Genomic DNA, 14,459 nt, shown 5'->3' on the forward strand with positions numbered 1-14,459 from the left:
GGATTTACTATGGAAAACAATATTAGGATAAAGCGCTGTGGCGGTGAAAAAACCTTGGAACTTCGAGACCACAACGGACTGAAATACCTTGTTTTTCCGAAAATCGAAGAACTTGGTATGGTAGATCATCTCTTTAGCACAAGACTTGGAGGTGTTTCAAAAGGATATTATTCAGAATGCAACCTAAGCTATACAAGGGGCGATGATAAAGAAGCTGTAGATGAAAATTACAGATTAGTTGCAGATGCACTTGGACACGGCAAAACGCTTGATGACTTTGTTTGCACTTTCCAGACGCATACAACAAACATCAAGGTTGTAACAGAAGAAGACAGAGGCAAAGGTCCTGCGCGCCTTCGTGATTATACGGATATAGACGGCCTTATAACCAATGTTCCGGGCATAATACTCGGAAGCTTTCACGCAGATTGTCCTCCTGTATATATAATTGATCCTGTCAAAAGAGCTATCGGCCTGGTTCACTCGGGTTGGAAAGGCACTAAAGGTAAAATTTCTGCAAAAGCCATCGAAAAAATGAAAGATAACTATGGGTCAAATCCAGAAGATCTCGTTTGCGCAATCGGACCGTCTATATGCGGACCTTGTTATGAGATCGGAAGGGACGTTGCAGAGGAGTTTGGAAGCTCTTTTACCGAAAAAGAACTATCTGAATATGAGATTCTGATTCCCTATCCGGAAGATAAATTCAGGCTGTATCTCTGGAATGCCATAAAACTGACACTTCTTCAAAGTGGCGTGAAAAATGAAAATATTCTGGTTACCGATATCTGTACAAGATGTAATCCGGATCTTTTGTTTTCTCACCGTATACACCATGAAAACAGAGGAAATTTATGTGCTTTTCTGTCAATCAAAAAGTAATTATCGTAAATACGTCTATTTCTTAAGAAATCTTAAGAAATTTCGACGGTAAATCTTAAGATTTTAATGATTTAATAGTTTATAAGAGATTATGTGAGGATGCTATGGAGAATATTTTAGTTTGTGATGACGACAAGGAAATAGTTGATGCCATTGAGATTTATCTCGAACAGGAAGGCTTTAACGTCTACAAAGCCTACGACGGTGAAGAAGGATTGTACGTTCTTCGTCATGAGGAAATCCATCTTGCGATCATCGATATCATGATGCCCAAGCTTGATGGTATCCATCTGGTAAAAGAGCTAAGGGAATTCAGTACCATACCGGTAATATTCCTTTCTGCAAAATCAGAGGATTCCGACAAGATCCTTGGCCTTAATATCGGTGCCGACGACTATGTGACCAAGCCTTTTAATCCGCTTGAGCTGGTTGCCAGGGTTAAATCTAACGTAAGAAGATATACATCTCTTGGAAAAGTGGTTGAAAGAGCTAATGTCTATACTTCAGGTGGGCTTATGGTCGATGATAATGCCAAGAAGGTCACAGTATTTGGAGAAGATATCAGGCTTACTCCCATTGAATACAAGATCCTTGTTTTCCTTGCCAAGAACAAAGGTAAAGTTTATTCCATTGATCAGATCTATGAGAATATTTGGAACGATATTTCTGTGCGCACCGACAATACCATAGCAGTTCACATCAGGCACATAAGAGAAAAAATAGAAGTAGACCCGAGAGAACCCAAGTTCCTTAAGGTGGTTTGGGGTGTCGGCTACAAAATTGAGGATGACAGAAAATGAAAAGTGTGACAACAAAGATGAAGGCAATTAGGTTTTTTCAGCATGTTCTGGCAGCATTGATTGCCTTTGTTATTGCAACTTCTCTCGCAGGAAGCAGCATTATGATACAGGGTATAAACGGATATTATTCATATAGCCTGTATGATTCAGATAGAAACAGGTCTTACGAGGACTCATATCTTTTTAATAATATTCTTGGAAACAATATATCCGATGTTTTAAGACACGTTGCCATCAAGACTCAGATGGAAACAAACGGCATATATGACAGCAAGAAAAAGGTTGATGTTACAGCTTATGTTAACAGAGGTGCAAATCTGACCGGAGACTATGTAACTGCTGTTTACTACCTCTCAGATCTTCTTAAATGGGCTCAGAGCGGCTTTAATTATGAAACCAAGAATTTCACAGAGGAAGAGAGTGAAGTTTTCTTAAGTCCGACAACGACTTATACGCATCTAAAGAGTAACGCTTATTCCGGTGGTCTTAATTCTTATCTTAATTCACAGATAGAAGGAAACAGCTTAAACTTCTCAATTTCCGGCAACTCGGTTCCAAAGGAAGGTGGAGAGCACACATATCTCATAAACAGATATCAGACCGTTGACGGCAAGAACATAGAGAATATTGTATCTACCTGGGAAGAGTATAACCTTGTATGTTCCTATGTAGAAGAGGCAGCAAAAGATCTTTTGTCCAATTATGAAGAGTACAACAAGGCTGAAGGTTACTATGATTACGCAACAACCAACCTTAGATACTATATTGTAAGGACCATAAACGGGAAAAATGATGTCTATACCAATATTTCAGAGCTATCCGGCGAGACAACAGGCAAAAACATCAAGTCTATCTTTGAAGATTACGGGAAATATATCTATTACTGTCCTTACGAGCTAAATTATGAGACTAATACGCTGATAAAAGAAGGCGTGTTAAGAACAATAGTCAAATCCTTTAGCTATGCTTATCCTGATCAGATTAAGATGTACATCGCAGTTGACACTAATGATTACCCTGCTTCGGATGCCTTTACGGATGGTCGTAACAGCTTTAACAGGTTTATGCCTTATAAATCACAGCTTTATATTCTGGGAATAGTATTTGCGTTTATTTACATTTTCCTGTTTGTTCTTTATCTCAGGCTTATGAACAAAAAGGAAATTCCGGTTTCATCGACAGAAGAAGCTCCTGCAGAGTCTCATGGACTCTACACTGAGGGTGTATTTCTCATCGGCGTTCTGATAATGGCAGTTCCAATTGTCGGAGGGTTCCTTTTAAGGTTTATGACCGGCAGTCTTTCAGCAATAATGCGTGAGACATATTTTCCTTATGCATGCGCGTTGGCAGGATTTATATTTAATATTGGCCTGCTGTTCGCAATTTATGGAATTATCCGCAAGGTTAAGAATAAGACTGCTTATCAGGACAGCTTGCTTAGAACCATTATCCTTTCTGTTAAGAACCTGATAACTAATACAACTGACAACGGTAATGTCATAATCAGGACCTGGATTCCATTCGTATTCTTTGTGGTGATGAACATATTACTTACCCGAATAGGAATTGCAGGAATTGTAATAGCCTGCCTCCTTGATCTTCTTGTAGGAATTTACCTCTACAGGCAGAACCTCGACAGAGATAAAATCATTGCTGTTATAAATGATATAAAGAACGGCAATGTGAAATCCAAGGTCGAGGTAAAAGAGCTTCATTCAGACAATATAGCTCTTGCAGAAGCCGTTAATTCCATCGGTGAAGGAATAGAAGAAGCAGTAAACACAAGTATGAAGGATGAAAAGCTCAAGGCAGACCTTATAACCAATGTGTCCCACGATATAAAAACGCCTCTTACATCCATTATCAATTATGTTGATCTTATCAAGAGAGAAGATATTGATAATGAGAGGGTAAAAGAATATGTTGATGTCCTTGAACTTAAGTCGCAGAAGTTAAAACAATTGACTGAAGATCTTGTTGAAGCTTCTAAGATAAGCTCCGGAAATATCAGCATTCAGCTTACCAAGATCAATTTCGTTGAGCTTGTTAATCAGACAATAGGAGAGTTCTATGAAAAGCTGGAAGATAACGGCCTTTCTGTTATCTTTAAGCCTGAGCAGTCTAATATGACAATTATGGCTGATGCAAGACATTTGTGGAGGGTTATTGAGAATCTTCTAAACAATGTATGTAAGTACGCTCTTACAGGGACCAGAGTTTATCTCGATATGCATTATGAGACTGTTGAAAATGCTGAAAAGGTTATTTTCTCAATCAAGAATATCTCAGCAAAAGAGCTGAACATCGATGCTTCAGAACTTGCTGAAAGATTTATAAGAGGAGATGAATCAAGAACAACAGAAGGCAGTGGACTGGGTCTTTCAATTGCCAAGAACCTGACAACTGCACAGGGCGGAACATTTGATATAAGGCTTGATGGAGATCTCTTTAAAGTAGTTATCACATTTGACGCCTGCAAATAAAATATCCAAAAAAGAAGCCTCCGGAGATAATCCGGAGGCTATTTATTACTCGTAAAGTTCAGGTGCTATAAGACCCTTATTGTATTTGTCTACGATCTCATGGATCTTGTCAGTTGGCATATTAACCGTTGACATTGATGCATCATGATTGAGGAAATCGATGATCGTAGCAAGGAATTTACCCATATCTGCGATGAAGATGTATTCTCTTGACTTAACATCGTCATTCATGTAGGTGAGGTTAGTAGTAATGACTGCGTCAAAGTACCCCTCCTTATAACCTTCATCAAATTTCTTCATTCCATCTGTGAAAAGACCAAAGGTTGTGCAGATGAATACTCGCTTAGCGCCCATGCTCTTAAGCTGACGGGCAGTATCTATCATACTTGATCCTGAAGAGATCATATCATCGATGATGATGACATCACGTCCCTTGATGTCTGAACCAAGGAATTCATGAGCAACGATAGGATTGGATCCGTTTACGATGTGAGCGTAGTCACGCCTCTTATAGAACATACCGGTATCTGCGCCGATTACGTTGGCAAAATATACGGCTCTGTCCAAAGCACCCTCATCCGGGCTGATTACAGTAAGATGGTCTTTATCTACTGTAAGGTCATTGATGTGTGAGAGAAGTGCCTTCATAAACTGATAGGAAGCAAGGAAATTATCGAAGCCTCCTAAAGGCTTGGCATTGGATATTCTGGGATCATGAGCATCGAAAGTGATAAAGTTCGATATACCCATGTCATGAAGCTCTTTAAACATCTGAGCTGCATCAAGGGATTCCATTCCGGATCTCTTATGCTGACGTCCTTCGTACAGGAAGGGCATGATAACATTTATTCTCTTGGCTTTTCCTGTGATTGCGCCGATGACTCTTTTAAGATCCTGATAATGATCGTCAGGAGATTTGTGATTCTCATAATTGTACATCTTATAAGTGATGCTGTAGTTACATACATCAGTAAGGATATACACATCATGACCACGAACTGATTCATTGATTGTAGCCTTGGCTTCTCCGCTTCCGAAGCGATCAAGAGAGTAGGCTATCTGATAGCTGTCCTTGGCATATCCGTGAAAAGCAGGATCGCCTTCGGGCATTTGGTGTAGATTTCTTCTGAATTCTGCGATATACTTGTCAACGCTCTCACCAAGTTCTTTGGCTGACTCCATAACAATAAGATTGAGAGGAGCTACAGGAATGAGAGACTCAAGCTGGTGAAAATCTGGCATGTTTAATCCTTCCTTACGTTTTGTATGTCGGTACATATCTGTTTTACCATTCAAATTACTGACACGTCAAGGAGAATAAGTTATAATATGATGATAAAGGTAAATTATGAAAAAACACAGTATTCACATTATAAAATCAATAGCACCGGGTAGTATTGCCGAGGAAATGGGAATTGAAACAGGCGATCAGCTCCTTAAGATAAATGATAACGAGATAGAGGATATCTTTGATTATCAGTATCTTGTTCAGGACGATCATCTTGATGTTCTCATTAAGAAAGCAGATGGCGAAGAGTGGCTTCTTGATATAGACAAGGACTTTGATGAGGATCTTGGCATAGAGTTCGAAAATGGACTTATGGACGATTACAGGTCCTGTAGCAATAAGTGTATCTTTTGCTTCATAGATCAGATGCCCAAGGGTATGAGGCCTACACTTTATTTCAAGGATGATGACTCCAGGCTCTCTTTCCTTCAGGGGAATTATGTGACCCTGACAAACATGTCCGACGCAGACATTGACAGAATCCTTAAATATCACCTTTCTCCCATCAATATTTCTTTTCAGACCACCAATCCTGAGCTTCGCTGTAAGATGCTGGGTAACAGATTTGCAGGAGACGCTCTTAAAAAGGTGGACAGACTATGCGCAGATGGCTCAGGTATAGAGCTTAACGGCCAGATTGTGCTCTGCAAAGGTGTTAATGATGGGGATGAACTTGAAAGGTCAATAAGAGACCTCACCAAATATCTTCCGAATCTTCAGAGCGTATCAGTTGTTCCTGTAGGTTTATCCAAATACAGGGATGGTCTGTATCCGCTTGAGCCTTTTACTTCAGAAGATGCAGCAAAAGTGATAGAAACAATAGAGAGCTGGCAAAAAAAGGTCTATAATGAATACGGTATGCATTTCATACATGCCAGCGATGAGTGGTATTTCCTCGCAGGAAGAGATTTCCCTGAAGAAGAGCGATATGATGGCTTTCTTCAGCTTGAAAACGGCGTTGGTATGATGAGGCTTCTTATCAACGAATTTGATGAGGCATTTGATGAGATCATCACATCTCATTCAAAAGAGCTGCCATCTATAAAAAGAAATATTTCCATTGCAACTGGAAGACTCGTTTATCCCTGCATAAGAGATATGGCTAAGAGAGCTATGGATATATGCCCGGGACTTAACGTTAAGGTCTACGAGATAGTAAATGAGTTCTTCGGAGAGAGAATTACTGTCTCAGGTCTTTTGACCGGACAGGATATTATAAAACAGCTTAAGGGAAAAGATTTGGGAACAATGCTGTATCTTCCTGAAAATCTCTTAAGAAGCGGAGAAGATTATCTTCTGGATGATGTTAAGGTCTCAGATATTGAAAGAGAGCTTGGCACTACGGTAGGCATTGCAAAGAGCGCCGGAAGAGATCTTGTATGTGAACTATTTGGAATTGAAATTTAAAAGATAAGGAAACAAAATGAGTAAGAAAAATATTGTAGCGGTTGTAGGACGACCGAACGTAGGAAAATCCACACTTTTTAACGCCCTGGCCGGTAGCAGGATCGCTATTGTACAGGATACACCGGGTGTAACAAGAGACAGGATCTATCAGGATGTAGAGTGGCTTAATCACAGCTTTACTATCATTGATACCGGTGGTATCGAGCCTGATTCAAAGGATGTTATCCTTTCACAGATGAGAGAGCAGGCTCAGATAGCCATTGATACTGCAGACGTTATCATCTTCATGGTAGATGTTAAGCAGGGACTTGTGGATGCTGACGCCAAGGTTGCAGATATGCTTAGACGCTCAGGTAAGCCCATAGTTCTTTGTGTAAATAAGGTTGATAACTTTAACCGCGATTCCATGGATGTTTACGAATTCTATAATCTCGGAATCGGAGAGCCTTTCCCGATTTCAGCTGCCAACAAGCAGGGAATCGGCGATCTTCTTGAAGAAGTAGTTAGCCACTTCAGGAAAGACTCCACTGCGGAAGAAGAGGATGATTCAATAAAGGTTGCCATAATCGGTAAGCCCAATGTAGGAAAGAGCTCGATCATCAACAGACTCATCGGAGAGAACAGACTTATCGTATCGGACATTGCAGGAACAACACGAGATGCCATCGATACTGAGGTTAAACACAACGGCAAAAAGTACGTATTTATTGATACTGCCGGTCTTCGCCGTAAGAATAAGGTAAAAGATGCTCTTGAGCACTATATGATAGTCAGAACTGTTGGGGCAGTTGAGAGAGCAGACATTGCAGTCCTTGTTATAAATGCAGAAGATGGTGTAACCGAGCAGGATGCCAAGATAGCCGGAATAGCCCATGAAAGCGGAAAGGCTGTTATCATAGCAGTTAACAAATGGGATCTTATTGAAAAAGATAATCACTCTGTTAAAGAGTTTACCAAGAACATCAGAAACACTCTTGCCTTCATGAATTATGCAGAGATCATGTTCATCTCGGCTGAGACAGGCCAAAGGCTTGTTAAGCTCTACGACATGATCGACATGGTAAGCGAAAATCATGCACTCAGAGTTGCAACAGGTGTCCTTAACGAGATCATGACTCAGGCAGTTGTAATGCAACAGCCACCGAGTGATAAGGGCAAGATTCTAAAGCTCTTTTACATAACTCAGGCATCCGTTAAGCCGCCGACATTTGTAATCTTCGTCAACGACAAAAACCTGATGCACTTTAGCTATACAAGATATATTGAGAATCAGATCCGTGAGGCCTTTGGATTCAGAGGTACTCCGCTTAGATTCATAATTAGGGAGAGAAAAGAGGACAAATAGTATGTTGGAGAGAATAATCTGTTTACTTGTAGGCTATGCTTTTGGTCATATTCAGACCGCTGTAATGTATGGAAAACTTAAAGGTATCGATATCAGAAAGGTAGGAAGCGGAAACGCCGGAACCACCAACACTTTAAGAGTAATGGGTGCAAAGGCCGGACTTATAGTTCTTCTTGGTGACATGCTCAAGTGTATGGCAGCCATTTTAGTAACTTATTTCCTTTTTGGAAGAAATACACCAAACCTTCAGATCCTTTACATGACATATACAGCAGCCGGCGCTGTACTTGGACACGATTTTCCTCTTCATCTTAAATTTAAAGGCGGAAAGGGAATTGCCTGCACAGCAGGATATACAATTCACCTTGGAATTGTCTTCCATTGGAGCTTCATTCTTATGGGAGTTATCGCATTTTTCCTGCCGCTCAATATCTGCCATATAGTATCTGTTTGCAGTCTCTGTTATTACACAGCACTTTTTATCATGGTTATCATCTGCGGACAGAACGGCTTTTTCCTTGATAAGTTCGGAGCAGTTCCTCAGGGAGCTTTGATCGAAGTATATGTGATCCTTTTCCTTTTAACTGCTCTTGCTTATTTCCAGCACAGGGGTAACATAAAAAAGCTCCTTGCAGGAAACGAAAGAAAAACATATATTTTCAAAAAGAATAAAATTGATTAAAACTGGAGGGATTTTTTGAGTAAACAGATTGGCGTCATAGGCGCCGGAAGCTTTGGAATTGCTTTGGCATTTCTTTTATCAAACAACGGACATGAAGTTACGGTTTGGTCAAGAAGTCAGGCTTCGGTTGATAAACTTATTGCTTATCACGGTAATGAAGAAAAGCTTCCCGGCGTAATCTTAAGTGACAGTGTTAAATTTACCAGCAGTATGCAACAGGCAGTTTCAGGAAAAGACATGGTTGTTTTAGTTGTACCATCTGCTCATATGAGAGAGACTGTTAAGCTCGTTGCTCCTTTCATCGATACGGAATCTGATGACCAGCCCATAATTGTAAACTGCACCAAAGGTATTGAAGAATCTACCTTGATGGTCATGAGTGATGTAATCCTCGATGAACTTCCCGGAGCGCGTGTCTGTGTTTTATCAGGACCTTCCCATGCTGAGGAAGTAGGTAAAAAGCTTCCCACAACCATAGTTGTCGGTGCATTCGATAAAGAGACTGCAAAAGAAGTTCAGAACGTATTTATGAACGATGTATTCAGAGTTTATATAAGTCCTGATATGCTGGGAATTGAAATCGGAGCAGCGCTTAAAAACGTAATTGCACTTGCAGCCGGAATGGCTGATGGATACGGCCTTGGAGATAATGCAAAGGCAGCTCTTATAACCAGAGGAATCGCTGAGATATCCAGGCTTGGAATGGCCATGGGCGGCAAATTCGAGAGCTTTGCCGGACTTTCGGGAATAGGAGACCTTGTAGTTACCTGTGCTTCAATGCATTCAAGAAACAGAAGAGCCGGAATCCTTATAGGGCAGGGTAAATCCATGCAGGAAGCCATGGATGAAGTAAAGATGGTAGTCGAGGGCGTATACAGTGCCAAGGCAGCCCTTGCTCTTGCCCGTCAGTATGATGTAGATATGCCGATAGTTCAGGGAGTTAATGAGATCCTCTTTGAAGGAAAATCCGTTGAAGAGGGAATCACAGAACTAATGATAAGAGAACGAAGAATAGAGAATTCATCTCTTGACTGGTAAAAATTTAAGCCGAAATCATTGCCACGGGGTAATGACTTCGGCTTTTTGATTAGCTTACTTTCTTATGCTTTAAAGATTTCAAATTTATACTAAGAGCTGGCTTGATAACCTTGTTCACAACCGGTAATAATATCATAAGAATAATTACATCGGCGGGAAGCTTACCTGCATTTGCCGCAATCCTGGGAACCATTATTGCTTTAAATGCATTTCCTGTGGTCATCATAACCCAGATAGTGTTAAGACCGAGGTTGCAGAATACTTTTACACAGGCTTCTGCAGCAATTACTCTCCAGAGTTTAACAGGTCTTTTGTAAAGAAAGATACCGTAGATAATGCCGGCCACAATAGCAGTGATGGTGTATCCCGGGAAGAACTCACCGGTAGGATTTATAAACCATTTGATGATATCCATGGCACCACCAAAGCAGGCACCGATCCAGGGTCCGAACAAATATGCAACTATTTGATTTGGAATGCTTGAAAAGCCGATCCTCAAAAAATCGCCAATCCTGATAGTAGCTACTGTGCCAAGAACAATGGCAACAGCGCCCATTAGTCCGCAAAAGCACAGCACAGGAAGCCTTTGAAGTTCAAGCATTGATTTGTAGCTGAGTCTTTCGCTGTTTTTGAGAGTTAGGTCACTTCTTTTTTCAGACATAAAAACACCTCCTTTGCAGTTTCCTTTAACCACATCGGAGGACACGAACACAATCGATGTAGCAGCGGGATGCGACATTAAAACCGCGGATAATCCTTCGTCCTGATGACAACTCCCTGTTCAAAAGGCACTTAACGCTTTAACGTCTACTCTGCATAACATATTATTTTCGTGCTTATAATACTTCATTTTTACTTGTAATACAATACAATTTTGGTAAAATTGTTGATGGTGTAATTTTAAATTAGTAAGGAGCAGTACTGATGACTAAGCTTGAAGAGTACAAGAAAATAAATAAAGAGCTCGCACACCTTGCACATGCTGTAAATCTCATGTATTGGGATATGCAGACAACAGCCCCTGACGGAGCCAAGGAAAGACTTTCTGAGAGCATAACATATTTTTCTACAGAAATTTTTAAGAAATCAACCAGTGATGAGATCTACAAACTGGTTTGTGATCTTTCAGACCCTATAGAATTTGATAAACTTGATGATGTCATGAAATTCGACATCACGAAGGCTAAAAAAGACCTGGATGAAAAGAGAAGAATCCCTGCTGATTTTTATGAGGAATATGTAAAAACAACCACAAATTCCAGCATGATCTGGCCTAAAGCCAAGCAGACCAATGATTATGCGCTTTATGAGGAGCCTCTTAAAAAGACAATAGAGGCGGTAAAGAAATATCAGAAGTATAAAAGACCTGACATGGAAGTATATGATTCCCTCATTGATCAGTTTGAAGAGGGAATGGATACAGCTACAATCGACAGAGTCTTTGGAGAGTTAAAAGAGGAGCTTGTTCCGCTGCTTGAAGATATTTTAAGCAAGCCTCAGCCCGATCACAGCAAGTTTACAATGTTTATTCCGGCGCATAAACAGGCCGAGCTTTGCAAGATGCTTGTTGAATATATGGGCATGGATATGAACTGCTTTGCACAGGCTGAAACTGAGCACCCATTTACCACAACCATAGCTCCAAGAGATGTCAGGATAACAAACCATTATCATGAAAATGACATTATACAGCCGATTTTCTCAGCAATTCATGAGGGTGGTCATGCGATCTTTGAACAAAATGTAGATCATAAATATGATGATACAGCCGGCGGTCAGATCAATCTGATGGGACTTCATGAATCTCAGAGCCGATTTTATGAGAACATCCTCGGCAGAAACATAAATTTCTGGAAGCCCATTTGGCCTAAGGTTTTAGAGATCATTCCTGAATTTATGGATATTACGCTTGAGGAGTTTGTAAAAGAGATAAATCATGTTCAGAACAGCTTTATCAGAACAGAAGCTGATGAACTTACCTATTGCCTTCACGTAATTTTAAGATATGATATTGAGAGAGCAATTTTTATAGACGGTGCAGATGTAAAAGAGCTTCCTAAGATGTGGAATGAGTTAATGGAGAAGTATTTACACATTACTCCAAAGACTGATGCTGAGGGTGTCCTTCAGGACATGCACTGGTCCGATGCAAGTTTTGGATACTTCCCATCATATCTGCTTGGTAGTATTTATGACGGAATGTTCCTCGAGGCTATAGAAAAAGACCTCGGAAGCATAGACGATATCCTGGCTGCAGGAGATATCAAAAAGATCACAAAATGGCTCAATAAGAATATTCATCAGTATGGATCCACAAGAACTTCCAAAGAGGTACTTGATGCTGTTTGTCATAAAGAGCTTTCAGCACAGCCACTGATCAGATATTTCAAAGAAAAATATAAGAAGATATACGGTTAAGGAGGAAAGAAATGAAGATTTTTGAGGAACTAAAAGCAAGAGGCCTTATCGCTCAGGTTACAGACGAAGAGCAGATAAGAGACCTTGTCAATAACGGTAAGGCTACTTTCTACATTGGATTTGACTGTACAGCTGATTCACTTACAGCAGGTCACTTTATGGCACTTACTCTTATGAAGAGGCTTCAGGAAGCCGGCAACAAGCCCATCGCTCTTATCGGAGGCGGTACAACAATGATCGGTGATCCTTCAGGAAGAAGCGACATGAGAAAGATGCTCACAAGAGAAGACATCGATCATAACGCAGAGTGCTTCAAGAAGCAGATGGAGAAATTCATCGACTTCGGTGAAGGCAAGGCTATGATGGTCAATAATGCTGACTGGCTCATGAACCTTAATTACATCGAGCTTCTTCGCGAGGTTGGTGCATGCTTCTCAGTAAACAACATGCTTCGTGCCGAGTGCTACAAGCAGAGAATGGAGAAGGGTCTTTCCTTCCTTGAGTTCAACTACATGATCATGCAGTCCTACGATTTCTACTACATGTTCCAGAAGTACGATTGTAACCTTGAGTTCGGCGGAGATGACCAGTGGAGCAACATGCTCGGCGGTACAGAGCTAATCAGAAGAAAGCTCGGAAAAGATGCTCACGCCATGACAATCACACTTCTTACAGATTCTAACGGAAATAAGATGGGTAAGACAGCAGGAAACGCTGTATGGCTTGATCCAAATAAGACATCACCTTTCGATTTCTACCAGTACTGGAGAAACGTTGGCGATGCAGACGTAGATAAGTGCATCAAGATGCTCACCTTCATTCCTATCGAAGAGATCATGGAGATGGAGAAGTGGGATCCTTCAAGAATCAACGAAAAGAAAGAGATCCTTGCCTTTGAGCTCACAAGTCTTGTACATGGAAAAGAGGAAGCTCAGAAAGCTCAGGATGCAGCAAGAGCACTCTTTGCAGGCGGCGGAGACATGGCAAACGTTCCATCCGTATCTCTCAAGGAAGAAGACTTTAGAGACGGCGTAGTAGACATTCTTCAAGTCCTCGTATCCGCAGGCCTCTGCGCAACACGTAGCGAAGCAAGACGCGCAGTAGAACAGGGCGGCGTACTCTTTAACGACGAAAAAGTAACCGACGTAAAAACTACCTACACCAAGGAATCCTTCGGTGATGGAGTAATGGTTCGTAAGGGAAAGAAAAACTTCAAAAAAGTTACAGTATAATTCATCTATCTTTTATACTATTTGATTGAATGCTTTTACATTCTTCCACAATCCATGGGGGATCGGGTAAATATTTACATTTTTGTGAGTTATGCCCATGAAAGGAGACTTAAAAAAGCAGGTGCCTATGCACCTGCTTTTTTTGTATAAGGCTCATTGAGTTCTTGAGGCATCCGAGCAAAAATGGAAATATTTACCCGATCCCCCAAGGCTTATCGATAAAGTAAATCACTCACCAAATACAGCAAGATAATCCTTCTGGAACTTTTCGATTCCGGCGTCGGTGAGAGGGTGGTGGGTCATCTGCTCGATTACTTTGTAAGGAACTGTTGCGATGTCAGCACCTGCAAGAGCGCAGTCTGTTACGTGCATAGGGTGACGTACGCTTGCTGCAATGATCTCTGTCTGGATGTTGTGGATGTTGAAGATCTCAGCAACCTCTGAAATAAGGTCTGTTCCACGAACACTGATATCATCAAGCCTTCCAAGGAATGGGCTTACAAATGCAGCGCCTGCTCTTGCGCAGAGAAGAGCCTGATTTGCTGTGAAGATAAGAGTCATGTTAACTTTGATTCCTTCGCTTGAAAGAACTTTGCATGCCTTAAGTCCCTCGATTGTCATAGGGATCTTAACAACCATGTTCTTGTGGAGCTTGGCAATCTCGCGACCTTCTGTGATCATGCCTTCTGCATCTGTTGTTGTAGCCTTAACTTCCCCGCTGATAGGGCCATCAACTATAGAAGCAATTTCCTGAACAACCTCGTAAACGTCACGGCCTTCTTTTGCGATAAGAGAAGGGTTTGTTGTAACGCCGCAGATTACTCCCATTTCGTTTGCCTTTTTGATCTCTTCGATATTGGCAGTGTCTAAGAATAACTTCATTT

The 14,459-nt window shown here is 41.0% G+C and carries 12 protein-coding genes and 1 riboswitch; of the genes, 9 read left to right on the plus strand and 3 right to left on the minus strand.

Annotated features, from left to right (window positions below):
- Nucleotides 1-9 precede the first annotated feature (9 nt).
- From pgeF to G632_RS0100715, 3 genes are all read left to right on the plus strand, one after another.
- The gene (gene pgeF / locus G632_RS0100705) at nucleotides 10-882 is read left to right on the plus strand and encodes a peptidoglycan editing factor PgeF (protein ID WP_022767112.1); all 873 of its coding nucleotides are present in this window, start codon (nucleotides 10-12) and stop codon (nucleotides 880-882) included.
- A 104-nt stretch (nucleotides 883-986) separates the two neighbouring features.
- On the plus strand, nucleotides 987-1,682 hold the full coding sequence (locus G632_RS0100710) for a response regulator transcription factor (RefSeq protein WP_022767113.1): 696 nt from the start codon (nucleotides 987-989) through the stop codon (nucleotides 1,680-1,682).
- Nucleotides 1,679-4,165 (plus strand): sensor histidine kinase, encoded by a 2,487-nt coding sequence (locus tag G632_RS0100715; protein WP_022767114.1) that lies wholly within the window; start codon nucleotides 1,679-1,681, stop codon nucleotides 4,163-4,165. The genes G632_RS0100710 and G632_RS0100715 overlap by 4 nt, the downstream gene beginning before the upstream one ends.
- Nucleotides 4,166-4,210: 45 nt before the next feature.
- Here G632_RS0100715 and G632_RS0100720 read toward each other — a convergent pair whose 3' ends face one another.
- On the minus strand, nucleotides 4,211-5,407 hold the full coding sequence (locus tag G632_RS0100720; protein WP_022767115.1) for a ribose-phosphate pyrophosphokinase: 1,197 nt from the start codon (nucleotides 5,405-5,407) through the stop codon (nucleotides 4,211-4,213).
- A 106-nt stretch (nucleotides 5,408-5,513) separates the two neighbouring features.
- Here G632_RS0100720 and G632_RS0100725 point away from each other — a divergent pair, with 106 nt between their 5' ends.
- Genes G632_RS0100725 through G632_RS0100740 form a run of 4 tightly spaced genes read left to right on the plus strand, consistent with a single transcriptional unit; the run spans nucleotide 5,514 to nucleotide 9,925 of the window.
- Nucleotides 5,514-6,860, plus strand: a complete 1,347-nt coding sequence (locus G632_RS0100725; RefSeq protein ID WP_022767116.1) for a DUF512 domain-containing protein — start codon at nucleotides 5,514-5,516, stop codon at nucleotides 6,858-6,860.
- A 16-nt stretch (nucleotides 6,861-6,876) separates the two neighbouring features.
- Nucleotides 6,877-8,205 carry a ribosome biogenesis GTPase Der gene (gene der / locus G632_RS0100730; RefSeq protein WP_022767117.1) on the plus strand — a complete coding sequence of 443 codons (1,329 nt, stop codon included), beginning with the start codon at nucleotides 6,877-6,879 and terminating at the stop codon, nucleotides 8,203-8,205.
- Nucleotide 8,206: 1 nt separating this feature from the next.
- Nucleotides 8,207-8,887: a glycerol-3-phosphate acyltransferase gene (locus tag G632_RS0100735; protein ID WP_022767118.1), complete on the plus strand. Its 681-nt coding sequence runs from the start codon at nucleotides 8,207-8,209 to the stop codon at nucleotides 8,885-8,887.
- 15 nt (nucleotides 8,888-8,902) lie between these two features.
- The gene (locus G632_RS0100740) at nucleotides 8,903-9,925 is read left to right on the plus strand and encodes an NAD(P)H-dependent glycerol-3-phosphate dehydrogenase (protein ID WP_022767119.1); all 1,023 of its coding nucleotides are present in this window, start codon (nucleotides 8,903-8,905) and stop codon (nucleotides 9,923-9,925) included.
- Nucleotides 9,926-9,974: 49 nt separating this feature from the next.
- Here G632_RS0100740 and G632_RS18415 read toward each other — a convergent pair whose 3' ends face one another.
- Entirely contained in the window at nucleotides 9,975-10,586 is a 612-nt protein-coding gene (locus tag G632_RS18415) for a folate family ECF transporter S component (protein ID WP_022767120.1), read from the minus strand.
- Nucleotides 10,587-10,646: 60 nt separating this feature from the next.
- A riboswitch (THF riboswitch) is annotated at nucleotides 10,647-10,742 on the minus strand.
- A gap of 107 nt (nucleotides 10,743-10,849) precedes the next feature.
- Here G632_RS18415 and G632_RS0100750 point away from each other — a divergent pair.
- A complete protein-coding gene (locus G632_RS0100750; RefSeq protein WP_022767121.1) occupies nucleotides 10,850-12,343 on the plus strand; it encodes a carboxypeptidase M32 in 1,494 nt (497 codons plus the stop codon).
- 11 nt (nucleotides 12,344-12,354) lie between these two features.
- A complete protein-coding gene (gene tyrS, locus G632_RS0100755; RefSeq protein WP_022767122.1) occupies nucleotides 12,355-13,575 on the plus strand; it encodes a tyrosine--tRNA ligase in 1,221 nt (406 codons plus the stop codon).
- A 228-nt stretch (nucleotides 13,576-13,803) separates the two neighbouring features.
- Here tyrS and fsa read toward each other — a convergent pair whose 3' ends face one another.
- Nucleotides 13,804-14,457 carry a fructose-6-phosphate aldolase gene (fsa, locus tag G632_RS0100760; protein ID WP_022767123.1) on the minus strand — a complete coding sequence of 218 codons (654 nt, stop codon included), beginning with the start codon at nucleotides 14,455-14,457 and terminating at the stop codon, nucleotides 13,804-13,806.
- Nucleotides 14,458-14,459 lie beyond the last annotated feature (2 nt).

Source organism: Butyrivibrio sp. NC2007 (genome assembly GCF_000421405.1).
Classification (GTDB): domain Bacteria; phylum Bacillota; class Clostridia; order Lachnospirales; family Lachnospiraceae; genus Butyrivibrio.

What these genes read in the sequence shown, in the direction of transcription:
- G632_RS0100720 (WP_022767115.1), bottom strand. Translation starts at nt 5,407, where the DNA reads ATGCCAGATTTTCACCAGCTTGAGTCTCTCATTCCTGTAGCTCCTCTC.
- tyrS (WP_022767122.1), top strand. Translation starts at nt 12,355, where the DNA reads ATGAAGATTTTTGAGGAACTAAAAGCAAGAGGCCTTATCGCTCAGGTT.
- pgeF (WP_022767112.1), top strand. Translation starts at nt 10, where the DNA reads ATGGAAAACAATATTAGGATAAAGCGCTGTGGCGGTGAAAAAACCTTG.
- G632_RS0100715 (WP_022767114.1), top strand. Translation starts at nt 1,679, where the DNA reads ATGAAAAGTGTGACAACAAAGATGAAGGCAATTAGGTTTTTTCAGCAT.
- G632_RS18415 (WP_022767120.1), bottom strand. Translation starts at nt 10,586, where the DNA reads ATGTCTGAAAAAAGAAGTGACCTAACTCTCAAAAACAGCGAAAGACTC.
- G632_RS0100710 (WP_022767113.1), top strand. Translation starts at nt 987, where the DNA reads ATGGAGAATATTTTAGTTTGTGATGACGACAAGGAAATAGTTGATGCC.
- G632_RS0100725 (WP_022767116.1), top strand. Translation starts at nt 5,514, where the DNA reads ATGAAAAAACACAGTATTCACATTATAAAATCAATAGCACCGGGTAGT.
- fsa (WP_022767123.1), bottom strand. Translation starts at nt 14,457, where the DNA reads ATGAAGTTATTCTTAGACACTGCCAATATCGAAGAGATCAAAAAGGCA.
- G632_RS0100750 (WP_022767121.1), top strand. Translation starts at nt 10,850, where the DNA reads ATGACTAAGCTTGAAGAGTACAAGAAAATAAATAAAGAGCTCGCACAC.
- G632_RS0100735 (WP_022767118.1), top strand. Translation starts at nt 8,207, where the DNA reads ATGTTGGAGAGAATAATCTGTTTACTTGTAGGCTATGCTTTTGGTCAT.
- der (WP_022767117.1), top strand. Translation starts at nt 6,877, where the DNA reads ATGAGTAAGAAAAATATTGTAGCGGTTGTAGGACGACCGAACGTAGGA.